Origin of the sequence: Sphingobacterium corticibacterium (assembly GCF_004208525.1) — a bacterium.
Classification (GTDB): domain Bacteria; phylum Bacteroidota; class Bacteroidia; order Sphingobacteriales; family Sphingobacteriaceae; genus Sphingobacterium; species Sphingobacterium corticibacterium.
Genome location: NZ_SGIT01000002.1, coordinates 791,311 through 812,054, shown reverse-complemented (window position 1 = coordinate 812,054; position 20,744 = coordinate 791,311). Strand labels below are relative to the sequence as shown.

General features: G+C 44.1%; 10 protein-coding genes. 8 read left to right on the top strand and 2 right to left on the bottom strand.

The features are described 5' to 3' along the window. Positions 1-2: 2 nt before the first annotated feature. The 8 genes from EWE74_RS11920 to EWE74_RS11885 all read left to right on the top strand — a co-directional run bounded on the left by EWE74_RS11920 (position 3) and on the right by EWE74_RS11885 (position 15,317). A complete protein-coding gene (locus EWE74_RS11920) occupies positions 3-3,395 on the top strand; it encodes a glycosyl hydrolase (protein ID WP_130141758.1) in 3,393 nt (1,130 codons plus the stop codon). Between the two features lie 5 nt (positions 3,396-3,400). Beyond that, entirely contained in the window at positions 3,401-5,419 is a 2,019-nt protein-coding gene (locus EWE74_RS11915; protein ID WP_130141757.1) for an aceric acid hydrolase, read from the top strand. A gap of 25 nt (positions 5,420-5,444) precedes the next feature. After that, positions 5,445-6,863, top strand: a complete 1,419-nt coding sequence (locus EWE74_RS11910; RefSeq protein ID WP_130141756.1) for a sialate O-acetylesterase — start codon at positions 5,445-5,447, stop codon at positions 6,861-6,863. A gap of 70 nt (positions 6,864-6,933) precedes the next feature. Next, positions 6,934-9,258 (top strand): DUF5703 domain-containing protein, encoded by a 2,325-nt coding sequence (locus EWE74_RS11905; protein WP_206365213.1) that lies wholly within the window; start codon positions 6,934-6,936, stop codon positions 9,256-9,258. 132 nt (positions 9,259-9,390) lie between these two features. After that, positions 9,391-10,464 (top strand): L-rhamnose/proton symporter RhaT, encoded by a 1,074-nt coding sequence (gene rhaT / locus EWE74_RS11900; protein ID WP_130141755.1) that lies wholly within the window; start codon positions 9,391-9,393, stop codon positions 10,462-10,464. A gap of 23 nt (positions 10,465-10,487) precedes the next feature. After that, entirely contained in the window at positions 10,488-12,596 is a 2,109-nt protein-coding gene (locus tag EWE74_RS11895; RefSeq protein ID WP_130141754.1) for a bifunctional aldolase/short-chain dehydrogenase, read from the top strand. Positions 12,597-12,618: 22 nt separating this feature from the next. Then, a complete protein-coding gene (locus EWE74_RS11890) occupies positions 12,619-13,893 on the top strand; it encodes a TIM barrel protein (protein ID WP_130141753.1) in 1,275 nt (424 codons plus the stop codon). 77 nt (positions 13,894-13,970) lie between these two features. Next, complete coding sequence (locus tag EWE74_RS11885) at positions 13,971-15,317, top strand: FGGY-family carbohydrate kinase (RefSeq protein ID WP_130141752.1); 1,347 nt, start codon at positions 13,971-13,973, stop codon at positions 15,315-15,317. Positions 15,318-15,387: 70 nt separating this feature from the next. Here EWE74_RS11885 and EWE74_RS11880 read toward each other — a convergent pair whose 3' ends face one another. Both EWE74_RS11880 and EWE74_RS11875 read right to left on the bottom strand, forming a co-directional pair. After that, positions 15,388-16,824 (bottom strand): glycoside hydrolase family 28 protein, encoded by a 1,437-nt coding sequence (locus EWE74_RS11880; RefSeq protein ID WP_130141751.1) that lies wholly within the window; start codon positions 16,822-16,824, stop codon positions 15,388-15,390. A 54-nt stretch (positions 16,825-16,878) separates the two neighbouring features. Beyond that, entirely contained in the window at positions 16,879-20,604 is a 3,726-nt protein-coding gene (locus tag EWE74_RS11875) for a hybrid sensor histidine kinase/response regulator transcription factor (protein ID WP_165384702.1), read from the bottom strand. Between the last annotated feature and the right edge of the window lie 140 nt (positions 20,605-20,744).

The window sequence follows — 20,744 nt, the reverse complement described above, 5'->3', positions numbered from 1 at the left end:
ACATGAAGTTAAGATATTACATAAGTATAGGGATACTGTGGAGCTGCTTGGTGGGACAGGCACAGATAAAAGGTATTCCACCGCATATCGTGCCACTAGCTGCAGATTCTTATGAAAAAGCAAAGCCTTGGGTGGTGTGGTATTTTATGCATGCCAGCTATTCGAAAGAAGGCATTACCGCTGATTTGAAAGCGATGGCGGAGAATAATATTGCGGGGGCATATTTTACACCCATTAAAGCAAAAACAGACCCACCGTTGTTTGAACCCGCTGCGGAAACATTGACACCCGAATGGTGGGAAATGTTCCGTCATTTGGTAGCAGAAGCTAAAAAATACGGTATACAGATCGCCATGTTTCCCAATGACGGTTTTGCTACGGCAGGTGGTCCTTGGATTACACCGGAAACATCCATGCAGAAAGTGGTTTATGCAGATACCATCATAACTGTCAATCGCGGCGGCAAGGTTAATATTCGTTTGCCACAACCGGAAAAGCTATACAATTATTATGAAGATATTCAGCTTTTTGCAATACCCGTTGCCCATCAATATCGACGTAGCGATGAGGAATCGCCTAAGGTTACCAGTAGCTACGGCGAGGATGTACAGCGATTGGCAGAAAAAGGTAATAAGGAGCGTTTTGCAACCTCGCAGCCCGGATGGATACAATATGCTTTTGAGGAGCCTTTTCCAAGCAATGCCCTGAAAGTGGAACGCCGGGCAAATAATTACGGTGCGGATCGACTGAAGATATTGGTGAGTGATGACGGTGTCAACTTTGATGAATTGACACAATTAAAATCTCCGCGAACGGGTTGGCTCGATTGGGATAACGGCGTAACACATACGATACCTTATACGACGGCTAAATACTATCGGTTCGTATTCGACCCGACGAATTTTGAACCGGGTGCGGAAGATTTGGATGCCGCGAAATGGAAGCCATCCATCAATATTGTAGGGATTACGTTATACGAAGAACCTCGTGTCCATCAATATGAGGGCAAGACAGGGGAAATTTGGAGAGTTTCGTTGCCAACAAACAAAGAAGACGTTCATTCTGCGTATGTTATCGACAGCAAAGAAACAATTACGTTGAACCCAACAGCGATCCATGGAGAGGAACTGAAGGCGGAATTACCAGCCGGTACATGGAAAATTTTACGGATTGGGCATACCACGACAGGACATCAAAATGAAACGGCGGGAGCTGGAAAAGGATTGGAATGCGATAAGCTAAATGCCGAAACGGTTGCTTTCCAATTCGAGCAGTGGTTTGGAAAAGCATACGAAATGGTGGGACGGGAATTGGCAAAGGATGTGCTTACGGTCTATCATATCGATTCCTGGGAATCGAGTAGCCAAAACTGGACCAAACGCATGCCGGAGGAATTTAAAACAAGAAGAGGTTACGATCTAACGCCTTATCTCCCGATTTTAGCAGGACATATTGTTAACAGCGTAGAAAAATCAGAAGCTTTCCTGCATGATTTCCGGGAAACCATTGCGGAACTATTACAGGAAGAAGGTTATCAGACACTCCGTAAGAAGTCAGATGAATACGGTGTGGAGTTTACAGCAGAAATGACCGCACCAATCATGTTGAGTGACGGTATGGAGCACTTCGGATGGACGGATCGACCCATGGGCGAATTTTGGTTCAGAAGTCCATCGCATGATAAACCGAATGACATTTTAGATGCCATATCGGGCGGACATATCTACGGAAAGAACAGCATCATGGCGGAAGCATTTACACAAATCCGCATGGAATGGGACGAACATCCGCGTTTGTTGAAGTCTCTCCAAGACAGAAATTTTGCATTGGGCATCAATAGCTTGGTGTATCACGTTTACGTGCATAATCCCTGGATGGATCGTAAACCGGGAATGACACTGGACGGTATAGGGCTTTATTTTCAGCGCGATCAGATTTGGTGGAAGCCAGGAAAAGCGTGGGTCGACTACGCCATACGTGCACAGCAGTTGCTACAAACGGGGAAGCCGGTACGTGATATCGCCGTATTTATTGGGGAAGAAATGCCCCGAAGATCGCTACTGCCAGACCGACTGACAAAAACATTTCCAGGTATCATAGGACAGTCTCGTGTTGAACGGACGGACTCGCTGATGCGTAATGAAGGCTGGCCAACACAGCGGATAGCGAGTGTGACGACAAGCGCTAATATGTATAATCCAGCAGATTGGGTGGATCCCTTACGGGGATATGCCTATGATTCGTTTAATCCAGATGTTTTATTGCATCAAGCGAAAGTAGTGGATGGGAACGTTGTATTTGCCGATCATATTGCCTATCGTTTGCTGGTGGTGCCTGGACAACATCTTTTGAATCCTACGCCAAATCATTTCTCATTGGCCGTACTACAGAAGTTTGCGGATTTAGTGGAACAGGGAGCAAGCCTGTTGTTTAAAGAAAAGCCTACACATATACATGGTATCGCTACTAAACAAGATTCTATAGCTTTTCAAAAGATAGTCGATAAACTCTTTAGTGATATGCAGATGGCGGATGGTTTACAATATAAATCCCTCGGGAAAGGTAAGGTTTATCTTGGCGTATATCATGCGGATAGTTTTGTCCCGTTGGGCATAAACGAGGATGTGATCATTGATAACAAAAACAATACATCCATTTCTTGGAATCATCGACATTTTGATGGAGGAGACAGCTATTTTGTCGCAAATCAAGATAGCGTACAACGCGAGGCTTCTTTCTCGTTTAGGACAACTGCGCCATACGTCTATTTGTATGATGTTCTTGAAGATAGATTATTACCGGTTTCTTCGGTACAGAAAGATAATCGGACCGAGTTGCGTATATCGTTTGAGCCGTTCCAGTCATTTTTTGTGTTATTTAGTGAAGGTCAGCTCGATCTTCCAGATTGGAAGGTAGCAAAAGTAGAGACACTAAAAGGCGAATGGGATCTACAGCTGACCGATGTGAAACACGAATCCATAAAGCAACAACATCCAGATTTCTGGACGACATCGGCAGTGGATGATGTGCGTTACCATTCCGGGATGGGCAGCTATTCGTTAACCTTCGATCAGCCTAAGAAAATAGGAAAGCAACGTGTTACGTTGAAACTAGAAAGAGTGGAAAGCCTTGCGGAGATCGTGCTGAATGGGCGAGAGGTCGGTGTAATATGGACAAACCCGTTGGAGATCGATGTAACGGACTATTTGACACGTGGAAAAAATAAGTTGGAAGTGCGGGTATATAACACATGGGGTAACCGTTTTGGTTATGAAAGCCGTCATGAACCGGCAGAAAAGCTCATCCAAACGATAGCAACACCAAAATACTTAAAAGACTTGCAGGAATCCGGATTGCAGGGGGATGTACAATTGATATGGTACCATAAAAAATGAACAAGATGAAAGCAAAAAACAGTCTATTTATACTTGCATTGTCTGGCTTGCTAACCGGACAGCTACATGCGCAGGAAAAAGCGATTACGAATACGGGAGAAAGTCCTTTCGCGATACAAAATGCGGTGAATATGGGGGATGTGTCTTGGACAAAAGGTTTCTGGGCAGAACGTACGAGTGTTTGTTATGAGCGTATGGTACCCCATCTTTGGGATGTATATACGAGCGCGGAGATCAGCCATGCTTACCGTAACTTTGAGATCGCTGCGGGCCTAGCGGAGGGAGAACATAAAGGGCCATCATTTCATGACGGCGATTTTTATAAAACACTAGAGGCGGTCTGTGCATTATACGCGCAGACGAAAGACGAGCGTTTGTTGCAAATGATCGATGAAGTAACCCCTGTGATTGCAAAATCGCAACGCGAAGATGGCTATATCTATACAAAAGCAACGATCGACCAACGCAATTCTGGTGAGAATATCGAATTTCAGGACCGTTTAAGCTTTGAAGCCTATAACATTGGGCATTTGATGACTGCCGGATGCATACACTATCGGGTAACGGGAAATAGGAACCTCTTGAAAATAGCGATAAAAGCGGCAGATTATCTGTATGGTTTCTATAAAAAATCGAATCCTACCTTAGCGCGAAATGCGATCTGCCCATCGCATTACATGGGGACAATTGAGCTGTATCGTACGACGAAAGACCCTAAATATTTAGAATTGGCACAACACCTGATCGATATCAAGGGCGAAATCGAGGACGGTACGGACGATAACCAAGACCGTATTCCATTTCGTCAACAGAATAAAGCGATGGGCCACGCGGTGAGAGCAAGCTATCTGTATGCCGGCGTAACCGATCTGGTTACAGAAATACAGGATACTACGTTGAGCAATCGTCTTTTTGCAATATGGGATGATGTCGTTAAGCACAAAATGTATATTACCGGAGGTCTAGGTTCCCTGTATGATGGAACATCACCGGATGGTACTTCTTACAACCCCACAGATGTACAGAAAATACATCAGGCGTTTGGGCGAGACTATCAACTGCCGAATTTAACAGCACATAATGAAACCTGTGCGAATATTGGCAATATGTTATGGAATTGGCGCATGGCAGCGTTTACGGGCGATGCCAAATATATAGACGTGCTGGAACTGGCACTTTATAACAGCGTATTGTCGGGTATCAGTTTAGATGGCGATAAGTTTTTATATACGAATCCGTTGAGTTACTCTTCTAATTTGCCCTTTCAGCAACGTTGGTCCAAAAAACGTGTACCTTATATTTCGTTGTCTAATTGCTGTCCGCCGAATGTGGTACGTACGATTGCGGAGGTTAGCAGTTATGCTTACAGTGTTTCCGATGATGCGGTATGGGTCAATCTATTTGGCGGAAACGTGCTCGATACGGAATATAAAGGGCAAAAGATTAAGATTACGCAGGAGTCTAATTACCCATGGGATGGTGATGCTTCGTTTGTTATGGAGGAATTACCAACAAACTACGCGTTGAAAGTTCGTATCCCGGGATGGGCAGAAGGAGCAGAAATTACTAAAAATAACGAGAAAATAGCGTTTCAGACTGAAAACGGTTATGCCGTATTGTCGAGCGGGCTAAAAAAAGGAGACCGTATTACATTGCATTTGCCGATGAACGTGACATTTATGGAAGCAAATCCATTGGTAGAGGAAGCACGAAACCAAGTGGCGGTCATGCGTGGGCCGGTAGTTTACTGCCTTGAGAAAGCGGATGTTCCGGAAAATGCAGATGTGTTTGATTTGAAGATTAATGCATCAAGTAGCTTTGAACCTGTAGTAGAATCGGTTCTTGGACAACCTATTGTATTCTTACAAGGCAATGCCTACACCGATAATACCGAAAAGTGGAACGCCTTATACAGGAAAGTATCGGCCGACGAGCAAGAAGCTGTTTCGGTACGGCTTGTCCCGTATTTCGCATGGGGAAATCGTACCTTCGGTGATATGGCCGTTTGGTTACCAAGAAAGTAGAGATGAGGAATAATACAAGATGCTTATGAAGAAGCTAACAATCTTATGGTTACTATTCATTTCATTTGCCGGACACGCTGAAGTCCGGCTTTCCGCTATTTTTACGGATGGAATGGTATTACAGCAGCAAAAGCGTGTGCCGGTGTGGGGTTGGGCGACAGGTGCAGCGACTGTACAGGTCGTAACCTCTTGGGACCAAAAAGAATATCATGTAAAAGCAAATGAAAAAGGGATGTGGCGTTTGTTCGTCCAAACGCCGGAGGCAGGAGGACCATATCGTATCACGGTTTCAGAAGAGAATACGATTGTGTTGGACGATGTGCTGATCGGTGAGGTGTGGTTATGTTCTGGACAATCCAATATGGAGATGCCCTTGAAGGGGTACCCGGCACAACCGATTATCGGTAGTACGGATGCCATTTTGGGATCTAAAGATGAACAGTTGCGATTATATACCGTGCCACGCAATCCCTTACTGAAACCGGCGGAAGACAGCAAGCCTTCTGTATGGAAGCGAGCTAATCCGCAAAATGTGGCCAGCTTCAGTGCAACCGCTTATTTCTTTGGACGAAGATTGCGCGAAGTCTTGGACGTCCCTATTGGACTTATTCACAGCAGTTATGGTGGTTCGAATATAGAAGCGTGGATGGACGCGGCCTGGTTGAAAGATGTCGAAGGCGTCGAAATTCCGCAACAAGAAGAAGGACTTAAAGATAAAAACCGTGTACCTACTATGCTCTACAACGGTATGATCCATCCATTAGTAGAATATGGGATTAAAGGTATGATTTGGTATCAGGGAGAGTCGAACTACGAAACAGCTGATCGGTATGAAATTTTGTTTCCACGGATGGTGGAGAAATATCGTGCGTTGTGGAAAGATGATACGTTGCCCTTTTATTTTACACAGATTGCCCCGTTTGATTATGCGTCGTTGCCACCATATTATGTTGGCGGAAAATATAATTCGGCATTTATACGGGATGCCCAGCGAAAGTCCTTGGCGAAGATACCGGCGTCCGGCATGGCGGTAACAATGGATATAGGGGAGAAGAACTGTATCCACCCGGCACATAAGAAAGAAGGGGGTGAGCGTCTAGCTTTATTAGCCCTAGGGGATGCTTATCATATGGAAGGGCTGAATCATAGGAGTCCGGTTTACGACAGTATGGTTATAAAAGGGAGCACCGTGGTTGTACAATTTAAAGATGCGCCATTGGGATTGACATCCTTCGGAAAGGATATCAAAAGCTTTGAAATCGCAGGTGAAAATAAAGTTTTTTACCCCGCGGATGCGATTGTACAGGGGAAAACGACCGTTGTCTCCTCCCCACGTGTAGCCAATCCCGTTGCTGTGCGCTATGCGTTTAAAGATTTTGTGATCGGAGACTTGTTCGGAGTCAACGGTCTACCGGTAAGTTCATTCCGAACGGATGATTGGTGAGTTTTTCTTTTTTTTCGCAAAAAAGGAAGACGCGTGATAGGTGAAGATCCAAACAATCAAATAGTACAAAATGAATCGATTAACATATATAGCTCTTTTGGTCTGCTGTATGCAGCTCTCCGCTAAAGTATGCGCACAGGAGTTTAATTGGGAAGATTATTATATAACCTGGGATAAACCGAGTAAACATTCCGGTGAGTCTATGCCATTGGGTGGAGGCGATATAGGGCTGAATGTATGGGTAGAAAACGGAGAGATTCTTTTTTATTTAGGCAAATCGGGTGCTTTTGATGAGAATAATACCCTATTGAAACTAGGTCGGGTACGTCTAAAACTTTATCCTAACCCATTTGAAGGTACTGCGTTCAAGCAACAGTTACAAGTCGATAAGGGACAGGTGGTTATTTCGGGAGAACATCAGGGGTTAAAAGCGGATGTGTTTTTGTGGGTCGATGTGGAGCGTCCGAATGTCTATGTGGATGTTCAGGCGAATAAAAAAATAGAGGTGGAAGCCGCTTACGAAAGTTGGCGTTACAAAGAACGCTTTCCGAAAAAAAGAGAAAATAATGCCAACTCCTGGAAATGGGCTCCTCCGCAGGAGGTCGTGACAAAACGAGATAGCATTTATACAGGAGACGGTAAAGTCGTGTTTTTTCACCAGAATACGGATAGCACCGTATTTGATATTGTCGTGCGACAGCAGGGGATGGAATCGGTGAAGGATTCCTTATACAATCCACTCGATGGGTTGATCTCGGGCGGAATGTTGCAAAGTCAGGGTTTTACCTTCGTCGAACAGCGTTCGGGTAAATATATGGATACCGACTACCAAGCTTGGGTGCTGAAAAGCAAGAAGCCTGCTGCCAAACACGCCTTGCAGGTGTCATTACATGTGGCGGGTCCTGTTTCGTTAGCTGATTGGCAGCAACAGCTGGAGGATTTAGCCTATTCGAAGGAATTAAAATCCCGTGTGAAGAATCGGAATCTCACGTGGTGGCGTAATTTTTGGGATAGAAGCTATATCCGTATCCAACCTGATCAACCCCATGAAGGGAATAAAAGCTGGCAGGTAGGGCGTAATTATCAACTTTTCCGCTTTATGTTGGCCGCAAATGCTCATGGCAAATATCCTACGAAATTTAATGGCGGATTATTCACCTACGACCCCTCATCTATTGATAGCACGATGAATTTTACACCCGATTTCCGCAATTGGGGAGGAGGAACGCACACGGCGCAGAACCAACGTTTGGTCTATTGGCCGATGCTAAAAAGCGGAGACTTTGATATGATGCCTGCACAGTTTCAGTTTTACCAACGGATACAACGCAACGCGGAATGGCGATCGAAGGTGTATTGGGGGCACGGTGGAGCGAGCTTTACCGAGCAGATAGAGAATTTTGGGTTGCCGAATCCGGCAGAATATAATTGGAAACGCCCCGAAGATTATGATAAGGGCGTTGAATATAATGCTTGGCTGGAGCATCAGTGGGATACGGTGTTGGAATTCTGTATGATGATGTTGGAGACAGCGAATTATAACGATGCGGATATCCGTCCCTATATTCCTTTTATAGAAAGCTGTTTGCGGTTCTTCGACGAGCACTATCAATATCAGGCAAAAAAACTTGGAAGTAAGGTTTTAGATCAACATGGGCATTTGGTTTTTTATCCCGGTTCTTCCGCAGAAACGTATAAAATGGCCTACAATGCATCCACGACGGTAGCGGCGCTGAAAGAAGTTACGCGAAGGATGTTGTCTCTTTCCTCGGCAGTGGTAAATGACTCGTTGCGGACCTATCTCGAGGAGTTTCAGCAAAAGATACCACCTTTGCCTACGAGAGTGTTAAACGGTAAGAAAATGTTGGCGCCGGCTGAAATATGGGCGCGGATCAATAATACAGAAGCACCACAGCTATATGGGGTATATCCTTGGGGAATTTATGGCGTGGGAAGACCAGATATGGACATCGCGTTGAATACTTTTCATGACGATCCCGATGTATTAAAATTCAGGAGCCATGTCGGCTGGAAACAGGATAATATTTTTGCGGCACGCCTAGGACTGACGGAAGAAGCCAAAAAATTTACCACGCTTAAATTAAAAAATGCGGATCGGCGTTTTCCAACCTTTTGGGGGCCTGGTTTTGATTGGGTTCCAGATCACAACTGGGGTGGATCCGGCATGATCGGCCTACAAGAAATGTTATTGCAGGCAGTGGACGATAAACTTTATCTTTTCCCAGCTTGGCCAATAGAATGGGACGTAGATTTCAAGCTTCATGCCCCCCAACAAACAACGGTAGAAGGCAAGTTACGTAACGGAAAGTTAATCGATCTAAGGGTATCTCCGGAGGTGCGCACAGCGGATGTTATCAATATGTTAGGAAGATAATTGATAGTGGGTGCTACGCGTATAAAACAAATTGAACGACGGGGTACATGACAGAACATAACAGTTTTCTCTATTATTCCTTTTACCTTGGAACGTTCTTATGAAGAATCGATATTATTTAATACATAATTTATGAATGCATTAGCAGGAGTTTTATTCCACTTTATCGGCGGTTTTGCGTCTGGTAGCTTCTATGTTCCTTACAAGAAAGTAAGAGGATGGTCATGGGAAGCGATGTGGATTCTCGGGGGACTCTTTTCCTGGATTATTGTGCCACCCATCGCGGCATGGCTCACAATCCCTAATTTTGGAGATATCATCCGGGCAGCGGATACGTCAACCTTAGGTTACACGTATTTATTTGGGCTCTTATGGGGTATCGGTGGCCTGACCTATGGTTTGGGCGTACGTTATCTTGGGGTGTCGTTAGGCAGTAGTGTCATGTTGGGCTTGAGTATGGTGTTCGGATCGTTGATGCCCGCTATTTATTATTTTTTCAATCAATCACCCGGTAAACAGGGGATTGATTATTTCTTTACCACTAATGCAGGAATCTGTGTTATGATAGGGCTTTTGGTGTGTATAGTGGGAATATATCTTTGTGGACGAGCAGGTATCTTAAAAGAAAGAAGCTTAGCTTCCCTGTCAGCAGAAGCAAAATCGGGTTACAATTTCGGAGTAGGTATTGTCGTGGCGATCGTGTCTGGTGTCTTGAGTGCCTGTTTCAACTTTGGTATCGAAGCTGGAAAGCCGCTAGCAGATGTAGCGAATCAACTTTGGAAGGCTGCAAATCCTAATCAGGGTGAATTTTTGTATCAAAATAACGTGAGTTATGTCGTCATCCTGTGGGGTGGATTCACCACCAACGTCATCTGGTGCATTTATTTATTAACAAAAAACAAAACATTTTCTGATTATACGAATAAAACAGCTCCACTGCGGAAGAACCTTTTGCTATGTGCATTAGGGGGAACGACCTGGTATCTGCAATTTTTCTTCTATGGTATGGGCGAAAGCCGTCTTGGAAACGGGGCAAGCTCCTGGATTCTCCATATGGCGTTTATCATTTTGATCGCCAATGCTTGGGGCGTTATCTTAAAAGAATGGAAAGGAGTGAATAAATCAACCTATACTTCTATTATAGCAGGTATAGCGACGATTATCTTGTCTATTTGTATAGTTGGATTAGCAAAAACATTAGAATAATAAAATATCAAATTAAAATAGCCGTGAAAGAATACAAACATGTAAACTATCTATGGGACGAACAAAAAGCGAAATCACTAGAAGGTGATGAAGTGGCTTTATTGTTATATCGCTCCAATCTGTTGGGGTCAGATTTGCGCATTACAAATTATGGCGGTGGAAATACATCGTGTAAAACAATTGATAAAGATCCATTGACGGGTGAAGAGGTGGAAGTGATGTGGATCAAGGGGTCTGGTGGTGATATCGGTACGTTGAAGAAATCCGGATTGGCGGCGTTGTATGTAGAGCGCCTACGCAACTTGGAAAATGTATACCGTGGTATTGAGCACGAAGATGAAATGGTGGAATTGTTCAACCATTGTATCTTTGATCTGGCATCAAAAGCACCGTCAATTGATACACCATTACATGGTTTCCTTCCTTTCAAACATATTGACCACTTGCATCCAGACGCAGCTATTGCGATTGCAGCAGCGAAAGACGGAAAGAAAATTACGCAGGAGCTTTTTAACGGTACGATCGGATGGGTGGAATGGCAGAAGCCAGGATTTGATCTTGGCTTACAGTTGCGCGCTTGTCTGGAAGAAAATCCAGGTATTCGTGGAATCATGTTGGGGTCGCATGGGTTATTCACATGGGGTGATACGGCCTATGAAAGCTATGTGAATTCATTAGACGTTATCGAAACCTGTGCGGAATATTTAGCGCAAAATTACGGTAAAACAAGACCGGTGTTTGGAGGTCAAAAAGTAGAGAGCCTACCGGCTGATGCACGGAAGGAACAAGCAGCTGCGCTAGCACCGATTTTGAGAGGCTTCTGTTCGAGCGAACGCCACATGATCGGCCATTTTACCGATGATGAAAAAGTGCTTGAGTATATCAATTCAAACGATCTGGAGCGTCTAGCTCCGTTGGGAACAAGCTGTCCGGACCACTTCTTGCGGACAAAAATCCAACCGCTTATCTTAAACTTGGATAGAGGTGCAGACCTGAGCGATGTAGAGGCCGTGAAAGCACAATTAGAGCCACTTTTCGAAGACTACCGCGCGATGTATACCGAATATTACGAGACCTGTAAACATTCCAATAGCCCTGCTATCCGCGATCGGAATCCCGTTATCATCTTGTATCCAGGCATAGGTATGTTTGCCTTTGCGAAAGATAAGCAAACCGCACGTGTGGCGGCGGAGTTTTACATCAACGCGATCAATGTGATGAAGGGCTCGGAGGCTGTCAGTGAATATACGTCATTACCGAGACAAGAAGCTTTTAATATCGAATATTGGTTGTTAGAAGAAGCGAAACTTCAGCGTATGCCAAAACCAAAAGCATTATCTGGTAAAATTGCGTTAGTGACCGGAAGTGCCGGTGGAATCGGTAAAGCGATAGCGAAGAAATTTGCACAGGAAGGTGCTGTTGTCTTGTTGAACGACTTGAATGCCGAGCGTCTCGCCGGTGCGGAACAAGAATTTATTGAACTATTTGGTCGAGATGCAGTCGCAACGGCTACATTAGATGTAACCAATCAAACGCAAATAGAAGAAGCACTGAAGAAAGCTGCATTAGCTTTTGGGGGAATAGATATTATCGTAAACAACGCGGGGTTGTCGATCTCTAAATCTATTGAAGATCATACACAAAAAGATTGGAATCTACTATATGACGTGTTGGTGAAAGGTCAGTTCTTGGTGACCCAAGGAGCTACACACGTATTGAAAGCACAACATATCGGTGGTGATATCGTGAATATAGTGAGTAAGAATGCCTTGGTAAGTGGCCCTAACAACGCGGGCTACGGTAGTGCGAAAGCAGCCCAGCTTCATCTTAGCCGCTTAAATGCAGCCGAATTGGGAGCAGCTCGGATTCGTGTTAATGTGGTAAATCCGGATGCGGTAATTTCCGATAGTAATATCTGGGCTGGCGGATGGGCTGAAGGTCGTGCGAAAGCATACGGAATTACGGTAGAGGAGCTACCTGCCTACTATGCGAAACGTACCTTATTAAACGAAATTATCTTACCGGATGATATCGCCAATGCTTGCTTTGCCTTTGTCGGTGGTAATTTGAATAAGTCGACGGGTAATGTGCTTAACGTTGATGGTGGCGTAGCAATGGCATTCGTACGTTAGTTTTTTATTTAATTTTATCATAATGAAACTGGATAATCAAACGATAGAACAACATAATCAGTCATTAGTGGAAAAGCACCAACGTGCGTTCTCCTATACCGCTGAAAACATAGCCAACGTCGAAGAGATATTGGATAAATTGCAACAATTCCAGATTGCTATACCCAGTTGGGCATTAGGAACAGGTGGGACGCGCTTTGGCCGTTTTTCGGGTAAAGGCGAACCCGGTACACTAGAACAGAAGATTGAGGACGTAGGTTTGTTACATGCGTTGAACCGCTCCAGCGGTGCTATTTCCCTCCACATTCCTTGGGATATTCCACAAGATGCTGAGCAGATAAAGACGCTTGCGGCTTCTTATGGGTTGGGTTTTGATGCTGTAAACTCCAACACGTTTCAAGATCAGCCGGGCCAAGAACACAGTTATAAATTTGGCTCGTTGCATCATGTGGATCCAAAGGTACGTAAGCAAGCTGTCGATCACAATATCGAGGTGATCAAACACGGTATAGCTCTAGGGTCAAAAGCATTGACGGTCTGGTTAGCAGATGGTTCCTCCTTTCCGGGACAGCTTAATTTTCGGGAGGCTTTCCAAAACACGTTGGAAAGTTTGAAAGAGATCTATAAGCATCTGCCGGACGACTGGAAAATGTTTGTCGAATACAAGGCTTTCGAACCGCATTTTTATTCGACGACGATTGCCGACTGGGGACAATCGCTATTACTAGCCAGTAAATTGGGCGACAAAGCTTATACGTTAGTGGATTTAGGGCATCATTTGCCCAATGCAAACATTGAGCAAATTGTTTCCTTGTTGTTGATGGAAGGCAAACTAGGTGGTTTCCATTTTAACGATAGTAAATATGCCGATGACGACCTAACGGCCGGTAGTATCAAACCGTATCAGTTATTTTTGATTTTCAATGAACTGGTAGAGGGTATGGATGCACGTGGAATTGACCACGCAACTGGCTTGGGATGGATGATAGACGCATCGCATAACTTAAAAGATCCGTTGGTTGATCTGTTGCAATCGGTAGAAGCGATTAAGATTGCTTATGCACAGGCCTTGTTAGTGGATCGAAAAGCGTTAAGAGAAGCCCAACAGCAAAATGACATCGTACGTGCACAAGAGATTTTGCAAGACGTATTCCGTACGGACGTACGCCCACTGGTTGCCGAAGCGCGCTTGCGTCAAGGAGGAGCTCTAAACCCGGTTGCGTTGTTTAACGAATTAGGTATCAGAAATAGCCTAATCCAAGAACGCGGTAGCAATACCGTAGCGACGGGATTATAGTCATAAAGAATAAGCACGATTTTTTCAATTGATCCGCCTATTGGCGGATCATCTTTAGCTAATTTTAAATTTTCAAAATGCGTACACCAGTTGTCGCTATTTTCGATGTAGGGAAGACAAACAAAAAATTGTTTTTGTTTGATGAGCGTTATAATATTGTTTTTGAGCGCTCAGCTCGGTTTTTGGAGACTGTAGACGAAGATGGAGACCCATGTGAAAATCTCGAAAGTTTACGTCTCTCCGTATTCGACTCACTTCATGAAGTTTTTCGCTTGGACGAGTTTGATATCAAAGCGATCAATTTCACTTCGTATGGTGCCAGTTTTGTCTATTTAGACGAAAGCGGACGACCATTGACTCCTTTGTATAATTACCTCAAAACCTATCCGAAGGCTTTAGAGGATCAGTTGTACAACAACTATGGCGGCGTAGAAGATTTCTCCTTAAAGACAGCATCACCAGCGCTGGGAAGTTTGAACTCCGGGCTTCAGGTATATCGTTTGCAACAGGAAAAGCCGGAAGTATACGAAAAAATGAAATATGCGGTACATTTACCACAATACCTTAGTTTTTTAGTGTCCGGACAGATATATTCGGATATGACCAGTATCGGCTGTCATACCGCGCTATGGGATTTTGAGAAAAATGATTACCACCAATGGGTAAGAGATACGGGGATCGACCGGAAACTAGCGCCCGTTGTCAAAGGAGAGGAAGTATTTTCTGCCGCTTTTCCTGGAAGCACCTATAAGGTGGGGGTAGGATTACACGATAGCTCTTCGGCATTAATTCCATACCTGCTAAACTTCCATGAGCCTTTTATTTTAATTTCTACGGGTACTTGGTGTATATCACTAAATCCATTTAATGATGAGGGGTTGACGAAAGAGCAGTTGGAAAAGGACTGTCTGTTTTACATGACCTATGCTGGTACGCCGGTAAAAGCCTCCCGTTTGTTTGCGGGTTATGAGCATGACGTACAGACCAAGCGTATTGCGGAGCACTTTCAAGTAACAACAGGCCGCTTTAAGCAAATTGAGATCGATTGGTCATTAATAGATAAGCTCAGTAAAGGGAAGGAAATCCCGTCCCATCTGGATGCTTTTGGACAGGTTGATTTGAATAACTTCGCGGATTATGTGGAGGCTTACCATGCGTTTATGTTATACCTGGTCGAAGCACAGGTGGCGTCTACCCGTCTCATATTAGCCGCAAAGAGAATCCAGCGGATTTTTGTGGATGGTGGTTTTAGTAAGAATAATATCTTTATGAACTTACTCGCCAAAACATTTGGCAATATCGAAATATATGCAGCATCGATGGCACAAGCTACGGCTATCGGCGCCGCATTAGTGATTCATGATCAATGGAATAGACAATCTGTTCCGAGTGACATCATCGAACTACGCTATTATCGCGCGTAGATCAAGACTTTTATTATACAGTGTTTATTTTAAAAGCGTGTAGATGTAAAGTCTACGCGCTTTTTTCGTTCTATAAGGATATCCCTGTTGTATGCTCTTTTGCTATCGTCGAGCCATCTTTGCTTACCAGTTTGAAGTCTTGTATATCCCAGTTTTTACTGTAACGGATTTTTCCTGCTTCTTTGGCTTCGATAGATACCTGTTGCAGACTGATGCCTTCTACCCAAGAAGAGGGGAGCCCCTCTACGTTGATGGCCCTGTCGGCTCCCTTAATATGTACATTGCGCATCGTGATGTCCCGAAAAGTCGGGATACCCCGCTCCGCGGGTTCCACGGGTTGTAACAATTTTTTCCAATGCAGCGGGATTTTTTCATAATCATATTCTTCTGGTAGCGTAGAATAACTGTAGGTGGGGTTCCAGTTCATATTTACCTGTAAGGCAACGCCCACACTGTCCATCTTGACATTTTCTAATACGATATGTTCTACCGTACCGCCGCGGGTTATCGCTGATTTGATATTCAGACAGTTTTTCGTGCCCGAACCTTGGATATTGGATGCATAAACATGGCGAATACTGCCCGAAGTTTCGCTCCCCAAGGTGAGTAATCCACCTCCCCGGCGGGCAAAGCAATCTCGAATAACAATATATTCTGCCGGTCTGTTGACGCGTAGGCCGTCAGCATCACGACCCGCTTTGATACAAAAATTATCGTCGTTGCAATCAATATCCGTGTTCTGAACCAAAATCCAGGAGGAGGAATCAATATCGATACCGTCCGTGCTCGGTCCGTGACCATCTACATTATTGTTGATGGTTAACCCATCGACGGTAACATAGGTAGAATATAAGATCTGTACGGTCCAAAACCCCGCTTGTTGTATTTCTAAATCCTTTAATGTGATGTTTTTTGCATTGGATACAAGAATAGTACGAGGACGACGAGCGTCGTAATCTACAATCCAACGTAAACCTTTCGGTTCGTATTCTTCTGTTCTCATCCGCCAATATTGCTCCCAAAAGGGTTTTCCCTGTGCATGGATTAGTCCCTTACCACTGATAGCGGCATTCTCTTGGTCTAGTATATTAATTAATGCTGCCGGCCATGCCATCTCGATACCGGCTACACGTGTATCAATGACTTTATAATCATCTATATTTTGGCTTCCTAATAAGGTAACACCGCTGTCTATACACAGATGAACATTACTTTTTACGAATATAGAACCGGTAAGATAAGCGCCTGGCTGAAAGCGCACGATTCCGCCCCCTTCTTCGGCACAGGCATCGATGGCCGATTGAATAGCCTTTGTGTTTAATGTTATGCCGTCGTTTTTAGCCCCATAGCGGTTAACGATAAATTCTTTGGTCTTGGTTGGTTGCGATTGCGCACCGACTTTGGTACGCCAGTCGTCCTTGGGAAATTTTTCTTGACTGCAAGCTTGTGAAAGAGAAAAGCAGATAACCACGACGGATAGAAAAATAAGGTGCACAGGTTTCATCATAACGATATACAATAAGTTGAACCTGCAATTTATAGGATTATTTGTGTAAAGGCGTTATGTGCTGTCCTGCGGCATATCAGACGAAGACATTTGGTGTTTTTTAGCATACGCACTAGGCGAACATCCGATTTTTGTTTTAAAGGTTTTTCGAAAATACTCTGGATCATTGAACCCGACCATATACGCGACCTCATTGATCTGAAATTTATTGTCTTGGAGGAGCTGTTGCGCACGTTTTAAGCGAATCTCTTTGACTAAATCATTCATCGTATAGCCGGTCAGCGCTTTCATTTTTCGGTAAAGCTGGGCTCGGCTAAGTCCGATTGCACGACACACATCCTCGATTTTTAAGTCCGAGTCTTGTATATGTGCCTCGATATACGCCAATACTTTCTGTAGTAAGGCTTCGTCAGGAGATTGTGGGGTTATTTTCGTGGGTTCAATAGCAATAACCTGTTGTTTAAACCTTTCTTGTATATGAAAACGGGTTAGGAGTTGGTTTCGTACTTTCAGCGCGAGAACAGGCAAATAGAAAGGTTTCACCATATAATCGTCCGCGCCGGTTTCTAAACCCTCTACTTCATACTCGACCCAAGTTCGCGCAGTCAGTAGAATAACGGGAATATGGCAAAGCAGGATGTCGGCTTTTACTTGACGCGTAAAAGATATACCGTCGATTTTGGGCATCATGACATCGCTAATAATCAAATCAGGCACATGTTTTCGTGCTAGTATTAGCCCCTGTTCACCATTTGGTGCTTCCAATATATGGTAACTACTGCGGAAGAATTGAGCTAGATAGCTCCGCATTTGATCGTTATCCTCAACTAAAAGCAATGTACATTGACGTGGAAGTGAAGGGAGTTGCTCGCCGATCTCCTCCGACGAGACATTTGTCGACGGTACAGGCGTGTCTTGCAACGTTTCCGGTTCTTCGGTAGGTACGGTGATTTGTTGATTTGGTGCCTGCGGTAATACAATATGAAATATGGTCAGCTTATTCCGTTTCGTATTTGCACGACTTTCCACCGTCAGTTTTCCGCCGTGCATTTCGATAAGCGTCTTGCTATAACTTAGCCCAAGGCCAGTGCCACCCGGTACAGTGGATTTACCTTGCAGAAATGGTTTGAAAATACGGTCGAGATCTTCCGGCGAAATACCTTTCCCATTGTCTATGACGTCGATGTGTAAATGTGCTTCATTTTGCTGGATACGAACTTTAATCATACCACCGCTATCTGTAAATTTAATCGCATTCGATAACAAGTTGTAAAGTACTTTCTCCATTTTATCCGCATCTAAAGGTACATAAATGGCAGGTTTCGATGATGCGAGTTTGAGGTGAACCTTCTTTTGCCGAGCTTGTTGCGTAAAAGAATCAACAACCTGTTGTATCAGGGAGATGAGTTCCGTTTGCTCGATATGAAGCTCTTCATTCCCCGTTTCAAAACGTCGTATATCTAATAATTGATTGACGGTTTTTAAAAGATGTTGCCCATTGGTTTCCATCGTTTTAAGCTGTTCCTGTACCCGTAAATCTTGTCCTCCCCACGTTTTTAACTGTTGTATAGGCGAGAGGATCAAGGTAAGTGGTGTTTTTATCTCATGCGAAATATTGGTAAAAAATTGTACCTTACTTTCGTGTAACTCGCGTTCTTTTTCATGTAGAATAGCTTCGTAATTAAGCTTTGATTTGAGTTTCGTATAGCGTGTGATGTAATAATAGAATGCGTATAATAATAACAGAAAAATAAGCGTATACAGGCTATAGGCTCCCTTACTTGCCCAAAAAGCGGGAGCCACAGAGATAGACAGTTCGGTGGGCACAGTCGCCCATATCCCGTCGCTGTTAGAGGCTTTTACTTTGAACGTATAGTTGCCGGGTGCAAGATTAGAGTAGCTAGCTACTCGTTTGCTGGCATCGCCGTATATCCAGTCTTTGTCAAAACCTTCCAACATATACGCATATTGATTACCTGCCGGATTGACAAAGTGCAGGGCGGCAAACTCTATACTGATGCTTTTATCTTCATGCGTAAGCGCTATCGAAGAACTTAGATACAACGGCCGCTGCAACACGATCCGGTTATTAATCTCCTGATTTACCTCTACGGGTTGATTGAGGATGCGAAGCTCGGTCAGAACGACTTTTGGAGGCGTATTATTGGTACGGATGCTATCCGGGCAGAAATGATTTATTCCTTTATTTCCGCCAAAATAAAGACGATTCCCCCGAACGCTCCGATAAACGGCTCCGTCTGCAAATTCATTGCTTTGCAGGCCATCTTGTTTCGAGAAGGTGCGGATGTCCAGCGTTTGTTTGTTTATGCGTGAAATGCCCTGTTTATGACTGGCCCAAAGAAAGCCATTCTCATCTTCTGTAATACCGGCAATGGTACCTTTAGGCCAGAGGTCGCCCAGTTGAGAAAGTTGTTTTACCCGGTTCGTCTGCGGGTCATAGCAATCCAGACCATTCCCCGTTCCGATCCATACCCGGTTTTCACGATCTTCAAAGATACTGTATATCCGGTTGTCACTGATAGCAGTAGCAGTCGGATTGCCATGATGTAATTTCCGGAGAAGAACCAGCTGACCATTATGGGTTTCGTTAAAGACAAACACCCCTTCACCTTCGGTGCCTGCCCATATTTGTCCCTTATGGTCGATGAAGATACTCCATACATGTTGTTGTGTAAGAATATGGCTTAGATCAAAGGTTTCTATGCTTTGGCGATTGCGATCAAATTTGCAGATACCATTCCAGGTCGCTAGCCAAATATCGCCACTGGTATCTTCCGCCATCCCATACACACCGGTATTTAATATGGTAGAGTCTCTGATGCGTTCGATACGTCCGAGACGTGGATTGTAACGATCTAAACCGTTCTGGCTTCCAATCCACGTATAACCTTCCGCATCACAAAAAATCTTTTTAATATAGTTACTTTGGATAGAATGCTCCGTTTGCGGATCATGTTGGAAATGTTGATATCCTCCATTTTTTTTGACCAATGTGACCCCCTTACTCCGCGTGCCGACCCATAGATTTCCTTCCTTGTCTTCGGAAATAGAACGCACAATGTTCTCGGCGAGGGAATTAAGACGATCCGGATAATGATAAAGATAATGAAAGGGGCTGGCATCGAGATAGGCCCGATTAATACCGTTACTGTATGTTCCGAGCCAGATAACATGTTGATCGTCCATAAAGAGGTCGCTGACGTATGCATCGTTTATCGACCAAGGATCTGCCGCATCAACGGTATACGTTTTTTGCTTTCCGGATGGAAGATGCGTTTCCACCAACGTGGTGGACAGGTTATCCAGATGCCACCGCGTTTGTTGATAACTGACATTTACCTGAAGGCGGTGATTACGTCGGTTTATTTTATCCTGGAGTTCCGGTGGACAATCTCCTACGGGAAGACGTTCAAAATCATCTGTTTCATAATGATAGCGGCATAAGTATTGTTCATCGAACGTAGAGATCCACAGGTCACCCTCTTTATCGGTCAAAATATTGTGTATACGGTTGTTGACTAAGCTCCTTGGATTATGGGCATCATACCGATAAACACGTATGTTATAACCATCATATCGGCAAAGTCCAGACCAGGTTCCAAACCACATAAAGCCATATTTGTCTTTTGCAATACCGTGTATAGTACTTTGGGGCAAAGCATTTTCGGATGTAATATGATCAAATTTAAGCTGGAGGAATTGCCCACAGGCAGGTAATCCTATACTCATCAAGAGCACAAGAAGCATGATGTTGATCATTGTTTTTTTTTCGGTTAGCCTTGCTCCTAGCATAATCATCTAAAGTACAAAAAAAGCTTCATAATCCTATCCCGTTCCATCCTGATGCATAAAATCGTCATCATCTCTTTGTGAAGAGTATATGGTAATCTTCGAGGATG

Excerpts from the sequence above, each read along its gene's own strand:
- EWE74_RS11920 (WP_130141758.1), top strand. The coding sequence starts at position 3 with ATGAAGTTAAGATATTACATAAGTATAGGGATACTGTGGAGCTGCTTG.
- EWE74_RS11875 (WP_165384702.1), bottom strand. The coding sequence starts at position 20,604 with ATGATCAACATCATGCTTCTTGTGCTCTTGATGAGTATAGGATTACCT.
- EWE74_RS11885 (WP_130141752.1), top strand. The coding sequence starts at position 13,971 with ATGCGTACACCAGTTGTCGCTATTTTCGATGTAGGGAAGACAAACAAA.
- EWE74_RS11905 (WP_206365213.1), top strand. The coding sequence starts at position 6,934 with ATGAATCGATTAACATATATAGCTCTTTTGGTCTGCTGTATGCAGCTC.
- EWE74_RS11910 (WP_130141756.1), top strand. The coding sequence starts at position 5,445 with ATGAAGAAGCTAACAATCTTATGGTTACTATTCATTTCATTTGCCGGA.
- EWE74_RS11890 (WP_130141753.1), top strand. The coding sequence starts at position 12,619 with ATGAAACTGGATAATCAAACGATAGAACAACATAATCAGTCATTAGTG.
- EWE74_RS11915 (WP_130141757.1), top strand. The coding sequence starts at position 3,401 with ATGAAAGCAAAAAACAGTCTATTTATACTTGCATTGTCTGGCTTGCTA.
- EWE74_RS11880 (WP_130141751.1), bottom strand. The coding sequence starts at position 16,824 with ATGATGAAACCTGTGCACCTTATTTTTCTATCCGTCGTGGTTATCTGC.
- rhaT (WP_130141755.1), top strand. The coding sequence starts at position 9,391 with ATGAATGCATTAGCAGGAGTTTTATTCCACTTTATCGGCGGTTTTGCG.